The organism is Achromobacter sp. HZ34, assembly GCF_002209485.1.
In the GTDB taxonomy this organism is placed as follows: Bacteria; Pseudomonadota; Gammaproteobacteria; order Burkholderiales; family Burkholderiaceae_B; genus Bordetella_C.
This window is the reverse complement of record NZ_NJIX01000008.1, coordinates 159,762-179,365: the sequence shown is the minus strand read 5'-3', so window position 1 is coordinate 179,365 and position 19,604 is coordinate 159,762. Positions and strand designations below refer to the sequence as shown.

The 19,604-nt window shown below is 65.0% G+C and carries 19 protein-coding genes and 2 tRNA genes; 11 read left to right on the top strand and 10 right to left on the bottom strand.

Annotated elements, in window-relative coordinates:
- Positions 1-5 precede the first annotated feature (5 nt).
- Positions 6-800 carry a 2-(1,2-epoxy-1,2-dihydrophenyl)acetyl-CoA isomerase PaaG gene (gene paaG / locus CEY05_RS26725; protein ID WP_088600307.1) on the top strand — a complete coding sequence of 265 codons (795 nt, stop codon included), beginning with the start codon at positions 6-8 and terminating at the stop codon, positions 798-800.
- A gap of 20 nt (positions 801-820) precedes the next feature.
- Positions 821-1,726: a LysR family transcriptional regulator gene (locus tag CEY05_RS26720; protein ID WP_088600306.1), complete on the top strand. Its 906-nt coding sequence runs from the start codon at positions 821-823 to the stop codon at positions 1,724-1,726.
- Positions 1,727-1,806: 80 nt separating this feature from the next.
- Here CEY05_RS26720 and dbpA read toward each other — a convergent pair whose 3' ends face one another.
- On the bottom strand, positions 1,807-3,201 hold the full coding sequence (dbpA, locus tag CEY05_RS26715; protein WP_088600305.1) for an ATP-dependent RNA helicase DbpA: 1,395 nt from the start codon (positions 3,199-3,201) through the stop codon (positions 1,807-1,809).
- Between the two features lie 286 nt (positions 3,202-3,487).
- Here dbpA and CEY05_RS26710 point away from each other — a divergent pair, with 286 nt between their 5' ends.
- The 4 genes from CEY05_RS26710 (at position 3,488) to CEY05_RS26695 (ending at position 7,267) form a co-directional block, all read left to right on the top strand.
- Complete coding sequence (locus CEY05_RS26710) at positions 3,488-4,378, top strand: NAD(P)-dependent oxidoreductase (RefSeq protein WP_088600304.1); 891 nt, start codon at positions 3,488-3,490, stop codon at positions 4,376-4,378.
- A gap of 127 nt (positions 4,379-4,505) precedes the next feature.
- Entirely contained in the window at positions 4,506-5,084 is a 579-nt protein-coding gene (locus CEY05_RS26705; protein ID WP_088600303.1) for an amino acid synthesis family protein, read from the top strand.
- Between the two features lie 175 nt (positions 5,085-5,259).
- Complete coding sequence (locus CEY05_RS26700; protein WP_088600302.1) at positions 5,260-6,249, top strand: tripartite tricarboxylate transporter substrate binding protein; 990 nt, start codon at positions 5,260-5,262, stop codon at positions 6,247-6,249.
- Positions 6,250-6,313: 64 nt separating this feature from the next.
- Complete coding sequence (locus CEY05_RS26695; RefSeq protein ID WP_088600301.1) at positions 6,314-7,267, top strand: 2-hydroxyacid dehydrogenase; 954 nt, start codon at positions 6,314-6,316, stop codon at positions 7,265-7,267.
- A gap of 64 nt (positions 7,268-7,331) precedes the next feature.
- Here CEY05_RS26695 and CEY05_RS26690 read toward each other — a convergent pair whose 3' ends face one another.
- From CEY05_RS26690 to radC, 4 genes are all read right to left on the bottom strand, one after another.
- Positions 7,332-8,759, bottom strand: a complete 1,428-nt coding sequence (locus CEY05_RS26690) for an MATE family efflux transporter (RefSeq protein WP_088600300.1) — start codon at positions 8,757-8,759, stop codon at positions 7,332-7,334.
- On the bottom strand, positions 8,756-10,492 hold the full coding sequence (locus tag CEY05_RS26685; RefSeq protein WP_088600299.1) for a glycosyltransferase: 1,737 nt from the start codon (positions 10,490-10,492) through the stop codon (positions 8,756-8,758). Before CEY05_RS26685 ends, CEY05_RS26690 begins: the two co-directional genes overlap by 4 nt.
- 70 nt (positions 10,493-10,562) lie before the next feature.
- Positions 10,563-10,835 carry a type B 50S ribosomal protein L31 gene (locus tag CEY05_RS26680; RefSeq protein ID WP_088600298.1) on the bottom strand — a complete coding sequence of 91 codons (273 nt, stop codon included), beginning with the start codon at positions 10,833-10,835 and terminating at the stop codon, positions 10,563-10,565.
- A gap of 178 nt (positions 10,836-11,013) precedes the next feature.
- Positions 11,014-11,718 carry a DNA repair protein RadC gene (radC, locus tag CEY05_RS26675; RefSeq protein WP_088600463.1) on the bottom strand — a complete coding sequence of 235 codons (705 nt, stop codon included), beginning with the start codon at positions 11,716-11,718 and terminating at the stop codon, positions 11,014-11,016.
- Between the two features lie 135 nt (positions 11,719-11,853).
- Here radC and CEY05_RS26670 point away from each other — a divergent pair, with 135 nt between their 5' ends.
- From CEY05_RS26670 to CEY05_RS26660, 3 genes are all read left to right on the top strand, one after another.
- Entirely contained in the window at positions 11,854-12,330 is a 477-nt protein-coding gene (locus CEY05_RS26670) for a peptidylprolyl isomerase (RefSeq protein WP_088600297.1), read from the top strand.
- A gap of 17 nt (positions 12,331-12,347) precedes the next feature.
- On the top strand, positions 12,348-13,304 hold the full coding sequence (ispH, locus tag CEY05_RS26665) for a 4-hydroxy-3-methylbut-2-enyl diphosphate reductase (protein WP_088600462.1): 957 nt from the start codon (positions 12,348-12,350) through the stop codon (positions 13,302-13,304).
- Positions 13,305-13,419: 115 nt separating this feature from the next.
- Entirely contained in the window at positions 13,420-13,938 is a 519-nt protein-coding gene (locus tag CEY05_RS26660; protein WP_088600296.1) for a DUF1993 family protein, read from the top strand.
- 9 nt (positions 13,939-13,947) lie between these two features.
- Here CEY05_RS26660 and CEY05_RS32030 read toward each other — a convergent pair whose 3' ends face one another.
- From CEY05_RS32030 to CEY05_RS26650, 3 genes are all read right to left on the bottom strand, one after another.
- Positions 13,948-14,031 carry a hypothetical protein gene (locus tag CEY05_RS32030; RefSeq protein ID WP_369826003.1) on the bottom strand — a complete coding sequence of 28 codons (84 nt, stop codon included), beginning with the start codon at positions 14,029-14,031 and terminating at the stop codon, positions 13,948-13,950.
- 67 nt (positions 14,032-14,098) lie between these two features.
- Complete coding sequence (gene garD, locus CEY05_RS26655) at positions 14,099-15,652, bottom strand: galactarate dehydratase (RefSeq protein ID WP_088600295.1); 1,554 nt, start codon at positions 15,650-15,652, stop codon at positions 14,099-14,101.
- Between the two features lie 246 nt (positions 15,653-15,898).
- The gene (locus CEY05_RS26650; protein WP_088600294.1) at positions 15,899-16,651 is read right to left on the bottom strand and encodes a GntR family transcriptional regulator; all 753 of its coding nucleotides are present in this window, start codon (positions 16,649-16,651) and stop codon (positions 15,899-15,901) included.
- A 260-nt stretch (positions 16,652-16,911) separates the two neighbouring features.
- Between CEY05_RS26650 and CEY05_RS26645 the strand changes: the two genes are divergently transcribed.
- A tRNA-Thr gene (locus tag CEY05_RS26645) sits at positions 16,912-16,987 on the top strand.
- 71 nt (positions 16,988-17,058) lie between these two features.
- Here CEY05_RS26645 and CEY05_RS26640 read toward each other — a convergent pair.
- Together CEY05_RS26640 and CEY05_RS26635 are read right to left on the bottom strand one after the other, a co-directional pair.
- Positions 17,059-17,496, bottom strand: coding sequence for a helix-turn-helix domain-containing protein (locus tag CEY05_RS26640; protein ID WP_088600293.1), 438 nt, complete (start codon positions 17,494-17,496; stop codon positions 17,059-17,061).
- 404 nt (positions 17,497-17,900) lie between these two features.
- Positions 17,901-17,976 (bottom strand) — tRNA-Asn (locus tag CEY05_RS26635).
- A gap of 371 nt (positions 17,977-18,347) precedes the next feature.
- Here CEY05_RS26635 and CEY05_RS26630 point away from each other — a divergent pair.
- Positions 18,348-19,325 (top strand): tripartite tricarboxylate transporter substrate binding protein, encoded by a 978-nt coding sequence (locus tag CEY05_RS26630; protein ID WP_088600292.1) that lies wholly within the window; start codon positions 18,348-18,350, stop codon positions 19,323-19,325.
- Positions 19,326-19,604 lie beyond the last annotated feature (279 nt).

The window sequence follows — 19,604 nt, the reverse complement described above, 5'->3', positions numbered from 1 at the left end:
CGAGAATGTCCTATCAAGACATCCAGTTCCAGATCGAAGCGGGCGTCGCCCGCCTTACCCTGAATCGCCCGGACAAGCTGAACAGCTTCACGGCCGCCATGCACGAGGAAGTGCGTGACGCCATGAGCCGTGTCGAAGCGGGCGAGGGCGGGGCGCGCGTGCTGGTGCTGACCGGCGCCGGCCGTGGTTTTTGCGCCGGCCAGGACCTGGGCGAACGCAAGCGCGAACCTGGCGCGCCGCCCGTCGACCTGGGCCAGACCCTGGGTGAAAACTACAACCCGCTGATCCGCCGCCTGGATGCCCTGGCCATGCCCGTGCTGGTGGGCGTGAACGGCGTGGCCGCGGGCGCCGGGGCCAATCTGGCGCTGGCGGGGGACATCGTCATCGCCAAGGCGTCGGCCAGCTTCATCCAGTCGTTCTGCCGGCTGGGCCTGCTGCCGGATTCGGGCGGCACCTATGTGCTGCCGCGCCTGGTGGGCCGCGCCCGCGCCATGGGCATGGCCTTGCTGGGCGATCGCATCAGCGCGCGCCAGGCCCAGGATTGGGGCATGATCTGGCAGTGCGTGCCGGACGAGGAATTCGACGCGACGCTGGACAGCCTGGCGCGGCAATTGGCACAGGCGCCGACCAAAGGGCTGGTTCATACCCGGCGCGCCTTGCGCGCCAGCCTGGGTAATGACCTGGCGCAGCAGCTTGAACTGGAACGCGGCATGATGGCCGAACTGGGCCGCAGCGAGGACTATGCCGAAGGCGTGGCCGCGTTCATGGCCAAGCGCGAGCCGGTCTTCAAGGGCCGCTGACTTTTTAGAGCGCATTCCCCATGCGATTCAGCCTGCGCCAGATGGAGGTGTTCCGGGCAGTCATGCTGACCGGCTCCATCAAGGGCGCGTCCAAGCTGCTGTTCACGTCGCAGCCGGCCCTCAGCCGTATCGTCGCCCACACGGAAAACACCCTGGGCCTGGCGCTGTTCCGCCGCGTCAAGGGCAAGCTGGTGCCCACCGTCGAAGCGGAGGCGCTGTACCGTGAAGTGAATCACTGCTACGAACATGTGCTGCGCATCGACGAGTTCGCGCGTGGCCTGGCCAGCGGCCAGTCGGGGACCTTGAACCTGGCTTGCAGTCCGGCGCTGAGCCGTGGCGTCGTGGCGGCCACCATCACGGCATTCGTGCGCGAGTACCCCAATATCCAGGTAAATTTTGTCCAGATCCTGCTCAATGGCATGGCGCAGGAAGTTCTGAGCAAGAAGGTCGACCTGGCGATTTCGGTGCTGCCCATCGAGCATCCCAATCTGCGCGTCGAGACCTTCCTGGAAGGGCGCATGGTGTGCGTGGTGCCGCGTGGCCACGCCCTGGCACGCAAGCGCCGGGTCAGCCTGGCGGACCTGGGCGGCCATCCGCTGATCGCGCATCACCCGAATATTCCTTTCGGCCAGTTGGTGGCGTCGGCGTTCGACAAGGCGGGCGTGGCGATGCGGGTGTCCGTCCATATCCACCAGACCGATATGGCGTGCAGCCTGGTGCGTGCCGGCGCGGGTGTGGCCGTGGTCGACGAGTTCACCATGGCCGGCATGGCCTGGCCCGACGTGCAGGTCTTGCCGCTGGCGGAAGATATCCTGCTCTATCCCAGCGTGGTGCGGTCGGTCTTCGACACCGGCCGCAGCCACGCCGACAAGTTCATCGAATTGCTGCGCAAGACGACTGCGGGTGACCTGAAATCAGTGACCTGAGCCCGGTGCCCCGAGCCCGGTGACTGGAGTCCGGAGTCCGGTTCCCTGACATCGCCTGGCACGATGGCAGGCCGGCCCGCTCAAAATTCTTCCAGGAACCGCATGCGGAAGCGGCGGCCCTTGATATTGCTGTTGGAGATGCGCGAAAACGCCTGCTTGGCGATCTGCCGATCCAGGGCGACGTAGGCATTGAACTCGGTGATGTTGATCTTGCCCACCTGTTCGAACGTCAGGCCGCCGTCGCCGGTCAAGGCGCCCAGCAGGTCGCCGGGACGCAGCTTGTCTTTCTTGCCGCCCTGGATGCACAGGGTGACCATGGGCGCGCGCAGGGGCCGGTCGGCCTTGGGCCGCAGCGTTTTCAAATCGGCCCATTGCAGCGGCGCCCCCTGGTATTGCTCGACCAGGGTGGCGAAGCGCATTTCCTCGGGCGAGCACAGGCTCAGCGCCAGCCCCTTCTGGTCGCCACGGCCGCTGCGGCCGATACGGTGCACGTGGACTTCGGTGTCCTTGGTCACGTCCACATTGATCACGGCGCCCAGGTTCTGGATGTCCAGCCCGCGCGCGGCCACGTCGGTGGCGACCAGCACGGCGCAGCTCTGGTTGGCGAACTGGATCAGGATTTCATCGCGCTCGCGCTGTTCCAGGTCGCCATTGAGCGCCTGGGCGCTGATGCCTTTGGCCCGCAGATGTTCGACCAGGTCGTGGCTGCGGATCTTGGTGTTGCAGAAAGCCAGTGTGGATACGGGACGGAAGTGGGCCAGCAGCGTGGCCACGGCCTCCAGTCTGTCCTTCTCGCCGATTTCATAGAAGATCTGTTCGATGCGGCTGGCATCGTGCTGCGCCGCCACTTTCACTTCGGCCGGATTGCGCAGGAAGCGGGCGCTGAGCTTGCGGATGTTGTCGGGATACGTCGCCGAGAACAGCAGGGTCTGGCGCTTGGCCGGACATTGCGCCGCGATGGCGGCGATGTCGTCATGGAAGCCCATGTCCACCATGCGGTCGGCCTCGTCCAGCACCAGGGTGTTCAGGTTGGACAGGTCCAGGCTGGCCCGTTCCAGGTGGTCCTGGATGCGGCCAGGCGTGCCCACCACCAGATGCGCACCGCGCGCGAGCGATTCGGCCTGGGGCCGGGCAGGGGCGCCGCCGACCAGCGTCAGTATCTTGACGTTGGGGATCAGGCGGGCCAGCCGGCGCAACTCCTGCGCCACCTGGTCGGCCAGTTCGCGGGTGGGACAGACCACCAGCCCTTGCGGGACCAGGCGGCTGACATCCAGGTTTTGCAGCACACCCAGGCCGAAAGCCGCGGTCTTGCCGCTGCCGGTCTTGGCTTGCGCGATGATGTCGCGGCCTTCCAGGATCAGGGGCAGGCTGTGCGCCTGGATAGGCGTCATCTGCTCGAAACCCAGCCCTTGCAGGTTTTCCAGCAAGGCGGGCAGAAGGGGCAGGGAGGAGAAAGGCAGGGAGGTATCGGTCACGGTAGGGCGCGGGCGGATGGCAAGATCCGCTGAATATTCAATTAAATGCGGGGGATGACCGACAGTGTATGCGTTTGCCGGCGCACGGCCTGCTTCCCGGCTGAATCCGACCCTCATCGGGGCATAGGTCGGCCCGGCCCATCCCTCATCGCGTGCAGGCCATCGATTAGCTTCAGGTTATACCCCACCCCCGATTCAGCACTCGCCACCGCGGACGCCGCTGCCTAGGATGCTGGCAGAGGGATCCGCATCCGGCATCCCCACGCATCGTTGGAGCGAGACTGAGATGAAACTGGGCTTGATCGGGGTCGGCAATATCGGCCGCCATTTCGCGCAACGCCTGCTGGACGCGGGCCATGAACTGCTGGTGCATGACCGTTCGGCCGCGGCGCAGGCGCGTGCGGTGCAGGCGGGGGCGCGTGGCATGGACAGCGTGCGCGCCTTGGCGGCTGAAGCGCCGGTGGTGCTGCTGTGCCTGCCCATGCCGGCCATCGTGGCCGAGGTGGCGCGCGAGCTGGCGGACGTCAAGGGGCTGCGCATCCTGGTCGACATGTCGACCACCGGGCCTTCGGTGACCAAGGAGGTGGAGGCCATCGTATCGGCGCAAGGCGTGACGATGATAGGCGCGCCGGTGAGCGGCGGCACCGTGGCGGCGGAGAAGGGCACGCTGGCCGTGATGGCGGCCGGACCGCGCGCGGCCTTCGAGGAAGTGGAGGCCGTATTGCGGGTGATCGGCAAGAACCTGTTTTATCTGGGCGAGGACGCCAGCCTGGGGCAGACCACCAAGATCATCAACAACACGCTGTACGCCACCAGCATGATCGCCAGCTGCGAAGCGCTGGTCTACGGTGTCAAGGCCGGCCTGGACCCGCGCACGTTGCTGGACGTGCTCAATGTTTCCAGCGGCCGCTCCTTCGCCACGCTGGAACGTATTCCGCAGTGCGTGCTGGACCGCAGTTTTCCGGTGCGCTTCACCACCGAGCTGCTGCACAAGGACGTCAAGATGTGCCTGGACGAGGCGGAGAAGCTGGGAGTGCCCATGCGGGTCAATCCGGCCGCGCGTCAGTTCCTGGCATTTGCGTTGTCGCAGGGCGACGGGCCGCGCGACAACGTCGAAGTCATCCGCCACATCGAACGCTGGGCCGGCGCCGAATTCGGCACGGCGCCGCGCGACTGACACGGCGGGCCGCCTGGGGCCGCCGTCAAGAATAAAAAAGGAGACCAGGAATTGAAGCATGCGCCTGGGCGAACCCTTTCTTTTTCCCATCCCATCCAACACCCCCATATCTCCTGGAGACCGAGACATGCCCGTGGAAATCCGCAAGAAGCTGTTGACCGTTGAATCCATTTATCACGAAGGCGGCCCGCCGCGCAGTGAGCCGATCAAAATGGCCTGCATCGCCGTGGTGCTGAAGAACCCCTACGCCGGCCGCTACGTCGAAGATCTGTCCGGCCTGGTGGAGGACGCCAAGGTGCTGGCCAAGGCCATCGTGCCGGAGCTGCTGGCGGCGGTGGGGGGCGCGGACAAGGTGCAGGCCTATGGCAAGGGCGCCATCGTCGGCCTGGGCGGCGAACTGGAACATGGCGCCATCTGGCACGAGGCGGGCGGCTGGTCCATGCGGGCGGAACTGCCCCAGGCCAAGTCCATCGTGCCGGCGGCCAAAGTGGTGGCCTCGGCCGGCACGCGGCTGCAGATCCCCTTGCATCACATCGAAGCGGCTTATGTGCGCAGCCACTTCACGACCATGGACGTTGGCGCCATCGACAGTCCGCGGCCCCACGAACTGCTTTACGCGCTGGTCGTGTCCACCGGCACGCGCGTGCATGAACGCCTGGGCGGCTTGCGCGCCGACAAGATCAGCGTCGGCGACGGGCAACGTTGATGGCAGGGCCCCACGGCCAATGAAGGTGGTTTGCCGTGGACAGGCGCGCTCGATGCGGTCTTGATGACGCTATGCCTGTATCGGGAAGGCGCAGGATTGAATAGCAGTATCCGGACCACCGGATTCCGACCATACCTGATAGAGCGAACCAAGATAGTTCGCCGGAGGAGACGACATGACAACCCGATTCGCGGCCGCTTGTGCGGCCCTGCTGTGTTCCTTGGCGCTGCCTGGGGCCGCGCATGCCGCTACGGCGGCCGAGGGCGCCGGTGCCTGGCCGGCGCGGCCCGTGACGCTGGTGGTGCCCCTGGCGCCGGGCGGTAGCACGGACTCGACCGCGCGCCTGCTGGCGCAGCGCCTGCCGCATTACCTGGGGCAGCCGGTGGTGGTGGAGAACCGGGCTGGCGCGGGCGGCAACGTCGGCGCGGACCACGTGGCCAAGTCGGCCGCCGACGGCTATACGTTCCTGTTCTCGACCACCACGCTGATCGCCAACGTGACGCTGTACGCGAACATGCCCTTGAACGTGCAGAAAGACCTGCAACCGGTGTCGCGGGTGTCGCTGATTCCCAATGTGCTGATGGTCAACACCAAGTTGCCCGTGACGTCGTTGAAGTCCTTCATCGAATATGCGAAGGACAGCAAGACGCCGGTTTATTACGGGTCGGCCGGGAATGGAACTTCGCAGCATCTGTCCGGTTCGATGTTCAACGAGATGGCGCATCTGAGCATGCATCACGTGCCGTACAAGGGCGGTGCGCCGGCCAATATGGATTTGTTGTCCGGGCAGATCCAGGCGGTGTTTTCGCCACTGGTGGAGGTATTGCCTTTCATCGACAGCGGCAAGCTGCGGCCGCTGGCGGTGACGACCGCGCAACGTTCGCCACGTTTGCCGGACGTGCCGGCCGTGGCGGAAAGCCTGCCCGGTTATGAAATCGTGCTGTGGAATGGCGTGTGGGCGCCTGCCGGTACGCCGGCTCCCATCGTCGACAAGATGAACAAGGCCATCAACGCGGTGCTGGGAGAGGCTGCCGTGAAGAAGACCCTGGCCGACCAGGGGTCGACACCGGCCGGCGACAGCCCCGCCGCATTCAGCAAACTGGTCGATGCCGAGATCATCAAATGGGGTAATCTGGTGCGCGCCTCCGGAGCGAAAGTGGAGTGACGCCGCCCGCGCGGCCGCCAGGATCAACACCCCTCGGGGGCAAATACAAGGAATCGAGACAAGCATGAAACCCGTTTTACTCGTGCTGGTGTTCCTGTCCGAAGAACACCGCGCCCTGGTCGCTGAACGCTTCCACATGATCTACGCCCCGAATGCGCAACTGGGCGCCGACCGCTCCAACGGCGAGCAACAGATCGCAGCGCGGGGACATGAAATCGAAGTGGTCCTGACCAATGGCACCAACGGCTTGCTCGCCAGCGAAATCGACCGCCTGCCCAAGCTGCGGCTGATCTCCACCGTCGGCGTCGGCTACGAAAACGTCGCGGTGGCGCGCGCCCGCGAGCTGGGTATTCCCGTGTCGAACGCCGCCGGCACCAACGACGATGCGGTTGCCGATCACGCCATGATGCTGTTGCTGGCGGCCGTGCGGCGCCTGCCTTTCCTGAACACCGGCGTGCGCAATGGCCTGTGGCGCGACGACATCCCGCGCCCGCCCCAGGTCTCGTTCCGCCGCCTGGGCATCCTGGGCATGGGCGCCATCGGCAAGAAGGTCGCGCGGCGCGCGTTGGGCTTTCACATGGAGGTCGGGTACCACAACCGCAGCCGCCGCGACGACGTCGATTTCACCTATTTCGAAGACTTGGCCAGCCTGGCCGCATGGGCCGATTTCCTGGTGGTGGCCGCACCGGGCGGCGCGGCGACGTACCACATCATCAACCGCGCCATCCTGGACGCGCTGGGACCGCAAGGGGTGCTGGTGAACATCGCGCGCGGCACGCTGGTGGATACGGAGGCCGTGGCCGACGCCCTGCGCGAAGGCCGCCTGCACGCGGCTGCCCTGGACGTCTACGAAAACGAACCGACCCCGCCCGCGCCTTTGCTCGATTTCGACAACGCGGTGCTGACGCCCCACATCGCCGGCATCTCGCCGCAGGCCATCGACGCGTCCGTGCGCAAGTTCCTGGAAAACGCCGAGTGCTTCTTCGCCGGCAAGCCGCTGGTCACGCCGGTATATTGAGGGGGACAGGCCGTGCCGGCGCGCATCCAGCGCCGGAGCGCAGCCAACCGCCATGGCCACGGCTTCACGCCGTGACCGCCCCCGGTGTTTCCCCGCGCAAGCTGCGGCGCACGATGTGCCAATACCAGGCGTGCAGCAGCGCGGCCGAAAGGGCCAGGCCGACCATGGCCATCAGCCACATGGTGCCGGCGCCGCGCGGTGAGCTGGGGATCACGATCTCGCGCAACCAGTCCAGGCCGCCCGCCGCCGGACCGAAGCCCAGCCACCAGCCGCCGACCAGCCCGACCAGGCCCAAGGCCAGCACCTGCAGCAGCAAGGGCACCACCGCCACCTTGTAGGCACGCAGCAGATAACTGTTGATGCACTGCATGGCATCGAACAGATGAAAAAGCGGGATCACCTGCAGCAGGCTGGCGGCCACCAGGGCCACTTGGGCATTATCCGTATACGCCGCGATGATCAGCGGCTGTCCCGTCCACAGCACCAGCGCGGTCAATAGCGCGCCCATCACACCCAGCGCCAGGCCCGCCAGGCCGGTACGCTGCGCCAGATGAAACTGGCCCGCACCGATGGCCTGCGCCGTCAACGCCGCGGTCGCCACCCCCAACGCCATCGGCATCATGTAGCACAGCGCGGCCAGGTTGGACATGATCTGGTGCCCACCGCTGACCAGCGTGCCTTCGCGCGCCACCAGCAACGCCATGAAGGTGAACGCGCAGACTTCGACCAGATAGGAACCGCCCATGGGCAGGCCCAGGCGCAGCAGTTCCTTCAGCGGGGCCCAGCGCGGCCGTCCCAGGCGCAGATGAAAGCGCCGGTAGTAGCTGTCCGTGCGCAGCATCCACAGGCCCAGCGCCAGGCTGATCCAGGACACGATGGCGCTGGCCAGGCCCGCGCCCGTGGCGCCCATGGCCGGCAGGCCCAGCTTGCCGTAGATCAGCACCCAGTTCAGCAAGGCCTTCAGGGCCACGCCCGCCAGGTTGATACCCATGACCAGCTTGGGCCGCGAGACCGCGGTACCCAGGGCATAGATGGTGCGGAAGACCAGCGCCGCCGGCAAGGCCAGCACCAGCGCCTGCAGATAGGAGGCGATGCGCTCGCGTACCTGCGGCGCGACGTCGCCCGAGAACGACAGCCACATATCGGGAAACAGCATCAGCACCGCGCCCACCACGGACAGGCCCAGCGCCAGCCAGATTCCCTGGCCCCAGGTCGCGCCCACATCGTGGTGGCGGCCGCCGCCGTAATGCTGGGCGAGGATGGGAATGAGGGCATGCACCACGCCCATCAGGCCGACGAACACGGTGATGTAGACCGAAGCCGACAGCGACATGGCGGCCAGGTCGGCCGGGCTGGAGTGCCCGGTCATGGCGGTATCCAATACGCCGAAGGCAATACCGGCCCACTGGCTGATCAGGACCGGCCAGGCCTGGCGCACGATGGCGCGCAGCGCCGCGCCAAAGGACGCGGTGGGCGGTACGGCGGTGCTCATCGCGGTCCGGAGGGCAGGGGCGGTACGCGCAGCAGGCGGAAGACTTCCGTACGGTCGGCCAAACGGCCGCCTTGCCAAAGCACCTCGGCGCCATCGCTATAGGCGGCGGTGCCGTCGCGCAAGCTGTTGCGCGTGGTCTGCTGCAGCACCACCGTGCACCTGCTGTCGTACGGGAAGTTCAGGTTGTCGAAGACCAGGAAGGAGGCGCGTTGGCCATTGCCCAGGCCCAGCCCGCGCACGCATTCGCCCGGCCGCACCGTCTGCGCGATGGCGGCCGCCAATTCATGGGAGGCCTGGCGATAGCTGCGCGCGTAGTCGACCGGCGGTTGCCACAGCAGCACCAGCAGTATCCACGTCGAAGCCAGGCCCGCCGCCGACATCACGGTACCGCGCCACAAGGCCGTGGGCCGCACGCGCAGGCGCCAGACGACCAGGGCCACCCAGCCCGCGGTGACCGCCAGCCCCAGCAGGGTGGCCGGCCAGGAGATTTCCGACACATAGCCGGTGGTCTGGCGCGCGATGTTATGGGCGATCTTGGGAGGGATGCCGAAATTCAGCGCGACCCAGCCCAGCCAGGCGGTGGCGGCGGTCAGCGAAAAACACATCACCGCGAACCAGTCCAGCGTGTTGACCACGGCGCGGCGCAGAGTAGGCAGGGAGAAGGCCGCGAGCACGGCGCAAGGCACCGACAGCATCACGAACTCGGACTCGCTGGGTTCGTCGATGAAGACCAGCAGCAGCACCGCGCAGATCAGCAGGCTCAAGGGCAGCCAGATGTGCGGCGAAAAGCGCCAGGCGCGCCAGCGCCACACCGCCAGCAATGCCAGCGGCCACGTGGGCCACAGGTACCAGGGCAGGTCGCGCAGGGTGCGCAGCAGGTCGGCCGCATCCGGCCAGTCGAAATTATTCAGGTTCCACAACTTCCAGTTGCGCACCCAATACTCGCTGGTGTGGGTGGCGGGTATCCACCATGCCAGGATCAGCAGCGCGGTAGCGATGGCCACCAGGGGCAGCCAGCGGCGCCGTTCCCATAGCGCGCTGCGCGGATAGAAGGCCAGCAACGTGGCCAGCATGACCGGTGCGCCGCCGACCCAGCCGCGCGTCAGGAAGCAACCCGCCAGGGACAGGGCCAGGGTGATGGCGCCGGTTATGGGCCGGTCCAGCATGCGGGCCAGGGAGTAATACACCACGGCCTGGCCGGCGATGATGGCAGGTATTTCGGAGGTCTCGTGCAGGCGCTGCAGGATGCCCACCGTCGCCAGGAACAGCAGCAGGGCGGCATCGGCCAGCATGCGGCCGTAGTCCCGCACGGTGGGTTCGCCGCCGAAAGGCAGCGCCAGCGGCTGCGCTTCGGCCCGGCGGCCCAGCAGGTAGGTGCCGTACCACACACAAACGGTGGTGATGCCGAACCACAGCAGGTTGGGCAGGCGCCCGGCGGTGATATCGCCGATCCAGGGGCCGAACAAATGCACCGACGCCGCGCCCACCCAGGTGATCAGCGGGCCTTCCTCGGCATGGGCCAGGTGGCCGACCTGAGGCAGCAGCCAGGCGCCGTCGCGCACCGCCGTCAGCATGGTCGCCAGGCCGACGACGTCGTCCGTCTTCCACGGGTCGCGCATGAACAGACCCGAGACGATATAAGCCAGGGCCAGGACGATGAGGACCAGGCGCGGCAGCTTGACGGTGGCGGTGGCGGTCAGCCGTGCCGGGGTGGTTCGTGAGAGTGGTGACACGTAGGTAATTTACCGGGTAGAAAAAAAAGCAGCCCGCAGGCTGCTTTCTTCGCGCGTGCGCTTAGCCGTATCAGGCAGAAGCGGCGGGCTTGGCGGCGCCGGTGGTGCGGGCGAAACGGGCACGGAATTTTTCCACGCGGCCGGTTTCGACGATGCGGGTCTGGGCGCCGGTATAGAAGGGATGCGAATCCGAGGTCACGTCGCACTTGAACAACGGGTAAGTCTTGCCATCGATTTCGATGGTTTCACGGGTGTTGATCGTCGAGCGGGTGATGATCTTCTTTTGGGTCTGGACGTCCAGGAACACCACTTCGCGGTATTCGGGGTGAGTATTCTCTTTCATTTCTTCCTCAGGGGTTGGGCGGGTCGCCAGCCAGCGCTACTGCTCCGCGCTTGCCTGCCATGGGTATCTGCTACCCGGTTGCCGTCAGGTTCCTGACAGCCGGGCGGAGACGGCAAGGGGCCACGTATCCAAAAAGTAACTCACGATTCTAGCCCGAATTGGCGATTCAGGGCAAGGCCTATCCAAGCTTGCCGTGTTCCGCCAGCGACAGCACCGCGCCGCCCGCCACGATCAAGTGGTCCAGCAGGCGGATCTCCACCAGGGCCAGGGCACGCCGGACATGCCGTGTCAGGCGCAGGTCCGCTTCGGAGGGTTCGGCGCGGCCGGATGGATGATTATGGGTCAGGATGAGCGCCGCCGCATGATGGCGCAGGGCATCCCGGACGATTTCGCGCGGGTAGACGGCGGCCTTGGTCAGGGTGCCGCGCGCCACTTCTCCAGTGGCGATCAGGCGCAAGCCGTTATCCAGGTACAGGGCCAGGCAGTGCTCGACCTTGCGGTGGCCCAGCAGTGCCACGCAATATTGCTTGACCAGGTCCGGGTGATCCAGGGCTCGCCCCTGCGCCAGTGCTTCATGGAGGGCGCGGCGGGCCAGTTCCAGCACGCTGAGCAACTGGCAGGTCTTGGCGCTGCCCAGCCCCGGGGTGGCGCGCAGGACTTCGGGTGGCGCCGCCAGCAGGCCGCGCAGGCCGCCGTAACGCTCGATGATCTGCCGTGCCAGCGCCATGACGGGGCGGCCCGGCAGGCCGGTACACAGTACCACGGCCAGCAGTTCGGCATCGTCGAGCGCGGCGGGGCCCAGGCGCAGCAGCCGTTCGCGCGGGCGGTCGGGGGCTTGTACCGACAGGTGGTCGGTGGGGCAAGGGAACAGTTTCGCGTGCATGGTCATGGCCTGGGACGTCAAGGAGGAGGAGGGCGGGCGGCCCCGGGGCGGGGCGCTGGAAAAGCGCGCTCAAAAAAGCATTTCAATAAAGCTTTAAAATCACGCTTTTGCATTTCGCCTTAACGGTGACAGACCTTGAGCGCCGCAGCTGACTCCACGCAAGTATTTGTCCGTCCGGATTCCTACCTGACCCTGCACTATCGCATCGTGCTGGCGTCGGGCCCGGCCGCGGGTTCCACCTTTGCCGATACCTTCACGGGCCGGCCCGCCACCCTGCAGATGGGGACGGGCCAATGGGCGCCGGGCATGGAGGCCGCGTTGCTGGGCCAGCCCGAAGGCAGCGTCTTCAGCACCACGCTGACGCCGGCCGAGGCCTACGGCGACCGCAATCCGGACCTGATCCAACGCGTCACGCGCACCATGCTGACCGAGCATGCCGGTCCTGACGCCACTTTCGAGCCGGGCGATCTGGTCGAGTTCAAGGCCCCCAACGGCGGCCGCTACTCGGGCGTCCTGAAGAGCCTGGACGACACCGGCGCGGTGTTCGACTTCAATCATCCCCTGGCCGGCACGGCCTTGCGCCTGGACGTCGACATCCTGGGGGTGTTGTGATGCGTGCCGGCGTTTCCATGGTTACCGCGCTGGACGCCCAAGTGCTGCTGGCGCAGCCGCGCGGCTTCTGTGCCGGCGTCGATCGCGCCATCGACATCGTCGAGCGCGCGCTGGAACTGCACGGCGCGCCGATCTACGTCCGCCATGAAATCGTCCACAACCGCTATGTGGTGGAAGACTTGCGTGGCAAGGGCGCCATCTTCATCGACGAACTGGAGGACGCTCCCGCCGGCGCCATCGTGGTGTTTTCCGCGCACGGCGTGTCCAAGGCGGTGCGCGCCGAAGCCGATGCGCGCGGCCTGCGCGTGTTCGACGCCACGTGTCCGCTGGTGACCAAGGTCCACGTGGAAGTGGCGCGCATGCGCGCCGCCGGCCGCGAGGTGGTGATGATCGGCCACAAGGGGCATCCCGAGGTCGAAGGCACGCTGGGCCAGGCGGCGGGCGGCATGTACCTGGTGGAAACGGCCGAGGACGTCGCTGCCCTGGTGGTGAAGGATCCGGACAATCTGGCCTATGTGACGCAGACGACGCTGTCGGTCGACGACGCCGCCGCCGTCGCGGGGGCCTTGAAGGCGCGCTTTCCCACCATCGCCGAGCCGCGCAAAAGCGATATCTGCTATGCCACGCAGAATCGCCAGGACGCCGTGAAGGTGCTGGCGCCGGAATGCGACCTGGTGCTGGTGGTGGGCAGTCCCAACAGCTCGAATTCGAATCGCCTGCGTGAAGTGGCGGAACGCATCGGCGTGGCCGCCTATCTGGTCGACGGTGCTGCTTCCATCGAGCCCGAGTGGCTGGAGGGGCGCCAGCGTATCGGCATCACGGCTGGCGCGTCGGCGCCTGAGGTGCTGGTGCAGCAGGTGATCAACCGCGTCAAGGAACTTGGCGCGGTGTCGGTGCGCACCATGCCCGGGCTCGAAGAAAGCGTTGCTTTCCCCTTGCCCAAGGATCTGTCGCGCAAGCTGGCGGCGGAATAGAAGCAACCCGGTGCGGCCTGGGGGATTCAAACTTGGTGTCAGGGGACAGGCGTAGTATCGAGCGCGCTATATGCCGGGCCATATGTTTATGCCCCAATCTATCGAGGATGCCCTCATGCCGCTATTCCAAGTTTCCATTCCCGTTTTCCTGCGTGGCCTGAACGTGCTGGCCGAACTGCTGCGCAAGGGCGAAGCCCATGCGCAGGAGCAGGGTGTGCCCGCTGACCAGTTGCTGCAGGCCAAACTGGCGCCGGATATGTTCAATCTGGTACGCCAGGTGCAATCCGCCAGCGATGCGGCCAAGGCCGGTGGCGCGCGCCTGGCCGGTTTGGCCGTGCCGTCCATGGCCGACACCGAGACCACCTTCGCGGAATTGCGCGAACGCATCGCCAAGACCGTGCAGTTCCTGGAAACGGTGGCGGAAGACGACGTCAACGCCGACATGCAACGCCCGATCGAGATCAAGACCGGCCGCGGCACTTTGAAGTTCACGCCCGTTCCCTACCTGACGACGTTCGCGCTGCCGAATTTCTACTTCCACGTCACCACCGCCTACGACATCCTGCGCAACCAGGGCGTGCCCCTGGGCAAGATGGACTACCTGGGCGACCTGTCCTTCGCCTTGCAGGCCTGAGCGGGATCCTCAGACGTCGCTCCATCTGCGAAGCAGGTTGTGATAACACCCGGTCAGCTGGAACGGCGCGTCCGATGTCGAGCGGGAGATCAACGTCTCGTCAAGACGGTGGCCGGCGTGCAGCGCCAACGTGTGGCGCTGCTGTATTAACGTGACGCTTTCAGGTCACCGGTGCCGGGTTGAACAGGGCCAGCGAATTGTGCAGGCCCAGGGCTTCGGCCCGGCTCTTCTTGCGGCCGCTGGCGACGTCCAGCATGCAGTGGAACAACTCCCAGCCGACATCGGCGATGGAGGCCTGCCCGGTGGCGATGCTGCCGGCGTTCACGTCCATCAGGTCGAACCAGCGCCGCGCCAGGTCATCGCGCGTGGCCACCTTGATGACCGGCACTTCGGCCAGGCCATAAGGCGTGCCTCGGCCGGTGGTGAAGATATGCAGGTTCATGCCGGCCGCCAATTGCAGCGTGCCGCAGATGAAATCGCTGGCGGGCGTCGCGGTGTAGATCAAGCCTTTGGTCTTGAGTTTTTCGCCGGGTGCAAGCACGCCGGAGATCGCCGAGTGTCCCGACTTGGCGATCGAGCCCATGGCCTTTTCGACGATATTGGACAGGCCGCCTTTCTTGTTGCCGGGCGAGGTGTTGGCGCTGCGGTCCGCCATGCCGCGTTGCAGATAGCGGTCGTACCAATCCATCTCGCGGATCAAGGCTTCAGCCACTTCCGGCGTGGCCGCGCGCGCGGTCAACTGCGCGATGCCGTCGCGCACTTCCGTGTTTTCCGAAAACATCACCGTGCCGCCGGCGCGCACCAGCAGGTCGCTGGCGAAGCCGACCGCGGGGTTGGCGGTCACGCCGGAGAACGCATCGCTGCCGCCGCACTGCACGCCGACCACCAGGTCGGAGACCGGACAGGTGACGCGGCGCCGCTTGTTCAGTTCTTCAAGGTGGCGTTCGGCAGTCTGCATGATGTTCGTCACCATGGACTCGAAACCGACATGGGCCTCGTCCTGCAAGGTCACCGTATCGACGCGATTGCCGCGATCCAGCAGGGGAATGCTGCCCGGCGGCAGCAGGCGGTCCGGTTGCAGCTTTTCGCAGCCCAGGCTGACCATCATCGCCGTGCCGCCGAAATTGGGGTTCTGGCTGATGTTGCGCAGCGTGCGGATGGGGATGATGGCGTCTGGCGCGTCGATGGCCACGCCACAGCCGTAGGTGTGTTCGATGCCCACCACGTCGTCGACGTGCGGATAGCGCGGCAGCAATTCCGCGCGGATACGCTTGACCGCGTGTTCGACCACGCCCGAGACGCATTGCACGGTGGTGGTGATGGCCAGGATGTTGCGGGTGCCCACCGAACCGTCGGCATTGCGATAGCCCTCGAAGGTATAGCCTTCAAGCGGCGGGGCAGGCGGCGGCACGCGGGTGGCGATGGGCAGGTCGTCCAGGCCGGGGGCGGCGGGCATGGTGGTCACGCGTTCGTTGACCCAACTGCCGCGCGGCAATTCCTGCGCGGCGTAGCCGATGGTCACGTGGTAGCGCACGATGGCGTCGCCCGTGGCAAGGTCGCGCAAGGCGACCTTGTGGCCTTGCGGCACATGCTCGCGCAGGACCAGGCCGTCGGGGAATTCGGTGCCGGCGGGCAGGCCGCCGTCATTGACGACGATGGCCACGTTGTCGTCGTCGTGGATGCGGATATAGAGCGGGGCGGGCTTGGCTTGCATGGGGACCAGCGTCTCCTGGGCGGTTCACGGTATTGTTTGTCATCGTACAACCTGGGGCCGTGATTCTATGTCCGACCCGTCAGCTGACGCCAAACAATATAAACCGATTGCGGCCGGAGTGCTTGTAAAAAGCTGGGCGTGAGAGGAAGTCTTTATTTGTACGATGACGTACAACTTGGTCGGCATTCCCTGATAGTCTGCGGGGCACGAGGGCGATGCCCCTCAGCTAGTCTGCCCCGTCTGGTCTCAACTGATCGTTGTGTGTTCCTGGCCCAAATATTCATAGGCCTCGGTGTTCACATGCGAGACGCGCCATTCCACGGGCATGCCGTGATACGAATAGGCGACCCGACGGATCTGCAACAGCGGCTCGCCTTCGGGCACGCCCAGCCATTGCGCATGCGCGGGGCCAGCCAGGCCCGTGCGCAGGCGTTCGTCGGTGCCGATGACATTCACGCCGAAGGCGTCCTGGTACAGGCTGTACAGCGTGCTGGGCCGTTCACGCAACTGCTGCTCGGTCATGGCGGGGAACAGGGCTTCGGGCAGGCAGATCTCGTCGACCATGACCACGTCGCCATTGAGCGACAGCACGTTGTTGAACTCGAAGACTTGCGCGCCGCTGGCCAGACCCAGCTTCTCGCGCACGGCCGCGGCCGCGCGCACGCGGCGAAAGCGCATCAGCTGTGTGGTGGGGTAGGATTTCTTGCCATCCTGCCGCACGATGCGGAAGAATTTGAAGAAGTGCGGGTTGCGCGTATGCACAGCGACGTAGGTGCCGCGGCCTTGATGGCGCACCAGGATGTTTTCCGCCGCCAGTTCGTCGATGGCCTTGCGTAGCGTACCTATCGATACGCCGAAGCGTTCCGCCAGGATTTTTTCCGGCGGGATGGCGTCGCCTTGCTTCCATTCACCCTGCGCCAGCGCCGCCAGCAGCGCATGCTTGATCTGTTCATACAGGGGGCTGCCCAAGGGCATGGCGGGGGAATACAGGTTATTCATGAAACACGTTCCGGAAGCAGGCGTGGAGTGTACCGCACAGAGGACAATTATTTATATATATCATATAAATGAATTTTATTAAGGTAATGCTTGGGTGCTCGTGTCCATTCGGGTTTGCAAAGGGAGGGGTAGGTTCGACATGCCAAAATTTTTCTATATGGCGCTATGCAGCCAAATTTCTTGTGCTATAGTTGCGGGCTCTTATCGAGAGTTCCTCAGCAGTGATGCCGGGTAGTTCAGCGCGGTAAGTACAGGTTTTAGCCGGCATAGCTCAGTTGGTAGAGCAGCGCATTCGTAATGCGAAGGTCGGGGGTTCGACTCCTCTTGCCGGCACCATAAAAGTGAAAAGGGCAGCCCAACGGGCTGCCCTTTTTGCATGCGCGCGTTGCGCCCGTATATCTGCGCGCTTATCCGCGCACTGCCTTGGGTGCCGGCGTGCTGATGTCGATGCCGCTCGACAAGGCATAGCCTTGCCCACGCACGGCGTGCAAGGGCAGGTCGACACCATCGGCGGTCGCTTTCTTGCGCAGGCGGCTGATCATCACCGACAGGGCAGCGGTGTTGTAGTGATCCGATTCCAGCGTGTCGTTGATCGTCTGAACCAACTCGTCACGCTTCATCTGCCGCGCCGGATGGCGGGCCAGGGCCAGCAGCAGGGCTCTTTCAGCATTGCCTAATTGCAGCTTGCGATTATCGGGCGTGACCAGGATCCAACCTTCTTCCGAAAGCCGCCAGCCCACTTCGACACGCGGTTCCAGGTGTTGCCGAAGATGTTCGAGTGCGCTGTGGATCATGCGCAAGCCAGCGTCGAGTTGAATTACCGTGGCGCGCAGATCCGTGTTCATACTGGTGCTCAAAAAAAACGGGTGAAATTGGTGGGATCGCCACCAGCAAATTGGTGGGATCTGGCCCACCTCCAAGGCGTGATGTTTGTATGTTATCTCTTAAATACAAAAACCGAATCACCAATTTGGTAGAGCAAAAGAGGCAGTGGAGAACAAAACGTCAAGAACTGCGTTTTGTTGAAATGAACCGGCATATCGCATGAAACATGCATACATCAGTCGCGAGTTTGCGACTAATTTCCACAGCGCTATGTCGTTATCGCACCACGCTGAAGAGGAGAAACGCCCGCCTGATCCACGCGAATACAAGGCCCAAATGCCAAGGGCCGCCTTGCGGCGGCCCAAAGCAAAAACCGCCTTGCGGCGGTTTCTGGTGTCGGTACTTCTCTTCACAACCTTTTGTATGGCTCCCCGAGCTGGGCTCGAACCAGCGACCTGCGGATTAACAGTCCGTCGCTCTACCGACTGAGCTATCGGGGACCGGCGGTGAAGAAGAGAGAATATAGCACGTATTTTTTTGAGTGCGCAAGTCTCTCTGCGATTTTTTTCGATAAGTCGAAGAAATTTTTCCGATCTCACGGTGTTTTGATCAGTTATTGCGCAGTTTTCTTCGAGTTTGCGTAATCATTGCGCAAACTCATCCCGCTTGATGGCTCACAAGAACAACGAAGCAGCAAGGAAATCAGTGAAGGGAGGAATCACGCGCACCGCATCGCGCGCTGCTCCTCATTCCGTCTATTGAAAATCGAGGCTGTCGGTCCGTCCAGCGTCCATCTAAGCTAGGCCATCGTGACGTCATCGGTGACGCGCGTAGAAAAACAAGCCGGCCCAGGCCGCGACGGAGACGAGAGATGACCCCAGGATTCCTGCGCAAGGCATACGCCTGCGCTGCTTTGGCCTTGTTGGCGAGCACCGCCACCCACACTGCGCTGGCAGCCTTCCCGGATAAACCGATACGGCTGGTCGTGCCTTTCGCGCCCGGCGGCGGCACGGACACCATAGCGCGTACGCTGGGGGCGGGCATGGGCAAGGTCTTGAAGGAGTCGGTCATCGTCGACAACAAGCCGGGGGCGGGTACCATCGTCGGCACCGACTTCGTCGCCAAGAGTGCCCCGGACGGCTACACCATCGACATGGCTTCGTTCGCCCATGCCGTGAATCCCAGCCTGCAGCCCTCCTTGCCGTATGACTACAAGACCGCCTTCGCGCCGGTGGCGTTGATAGGGACCGGTCCGAACGTGATGGTGGTGCCCGCCAACAGTCCGTTTCACAGCGTGCAGGACGTCATCGCCGCGGCCAGGTCCAAGGACAAGGGCTTGACCTATGCGTCACAGGGCATAGGAACGTCGGCCCACCTGGCTGGCGAGCTGTTCGCCAATCTGGCCAAAGTGCCGATGACGCACGTGCCTTACCGGGGCGCGGGCCCGGCGCTGACCGACCTGCTGGGCGAGCGTATCGACGTGATGTTCGCCACCGCCGCCGCGGTGTCCGGCTTTGTGCAGCAGGGCAAGCTGCGCGCCCTGGCCGTGACCAGCCCGCAGCCGTCGGCGGCCTGGCCGGGCGTCCCCACCGTGGCCGCGACGCTGCCGGGTTATTCGGTGGAAAGCTGGTATGGCCTGTATGTGCCCGCGGCCACGCCCAAGGACGTCATCCAGAAACTCAATGCCGCCGCGCGGGAGGCAACCCAGTCGGATGATTTCCGCAAGCGCATGGAGTACGAGGGCCTGGCGGTGCGCACCGGCGATCCCGCCGAACTGGATACGTACGTGAACAAGGAAGAGGCCCGCTGGCGCAAGGTCGTCAAGGAAAACAACATCAAGCCGGAATAGGGCGACGGGGCTTCGCGCCGAGGCAGTAGCCGGGTCGGTCGCCTGGTCCTTGCCGTGGGGCCCGCGCCCTTGCCCCAATTGGCCGACGCCTTGGCTTTCGAACGGCCAAGCGGGCTGCGTCCCGCAACGCCGCGCGGGCTCGCCGTGCGCGGGGCCATCGCCTGGCATCGCCGCATCGTGCGCGCGGAGCGATAGAGACGGCCGGCGCGCAGCGAAAGGCGGTCAGGCATTTTCTGGCGTATCCTGTCCAGCGCGCCCGCGGGCCAGGCGTGCCTGTCG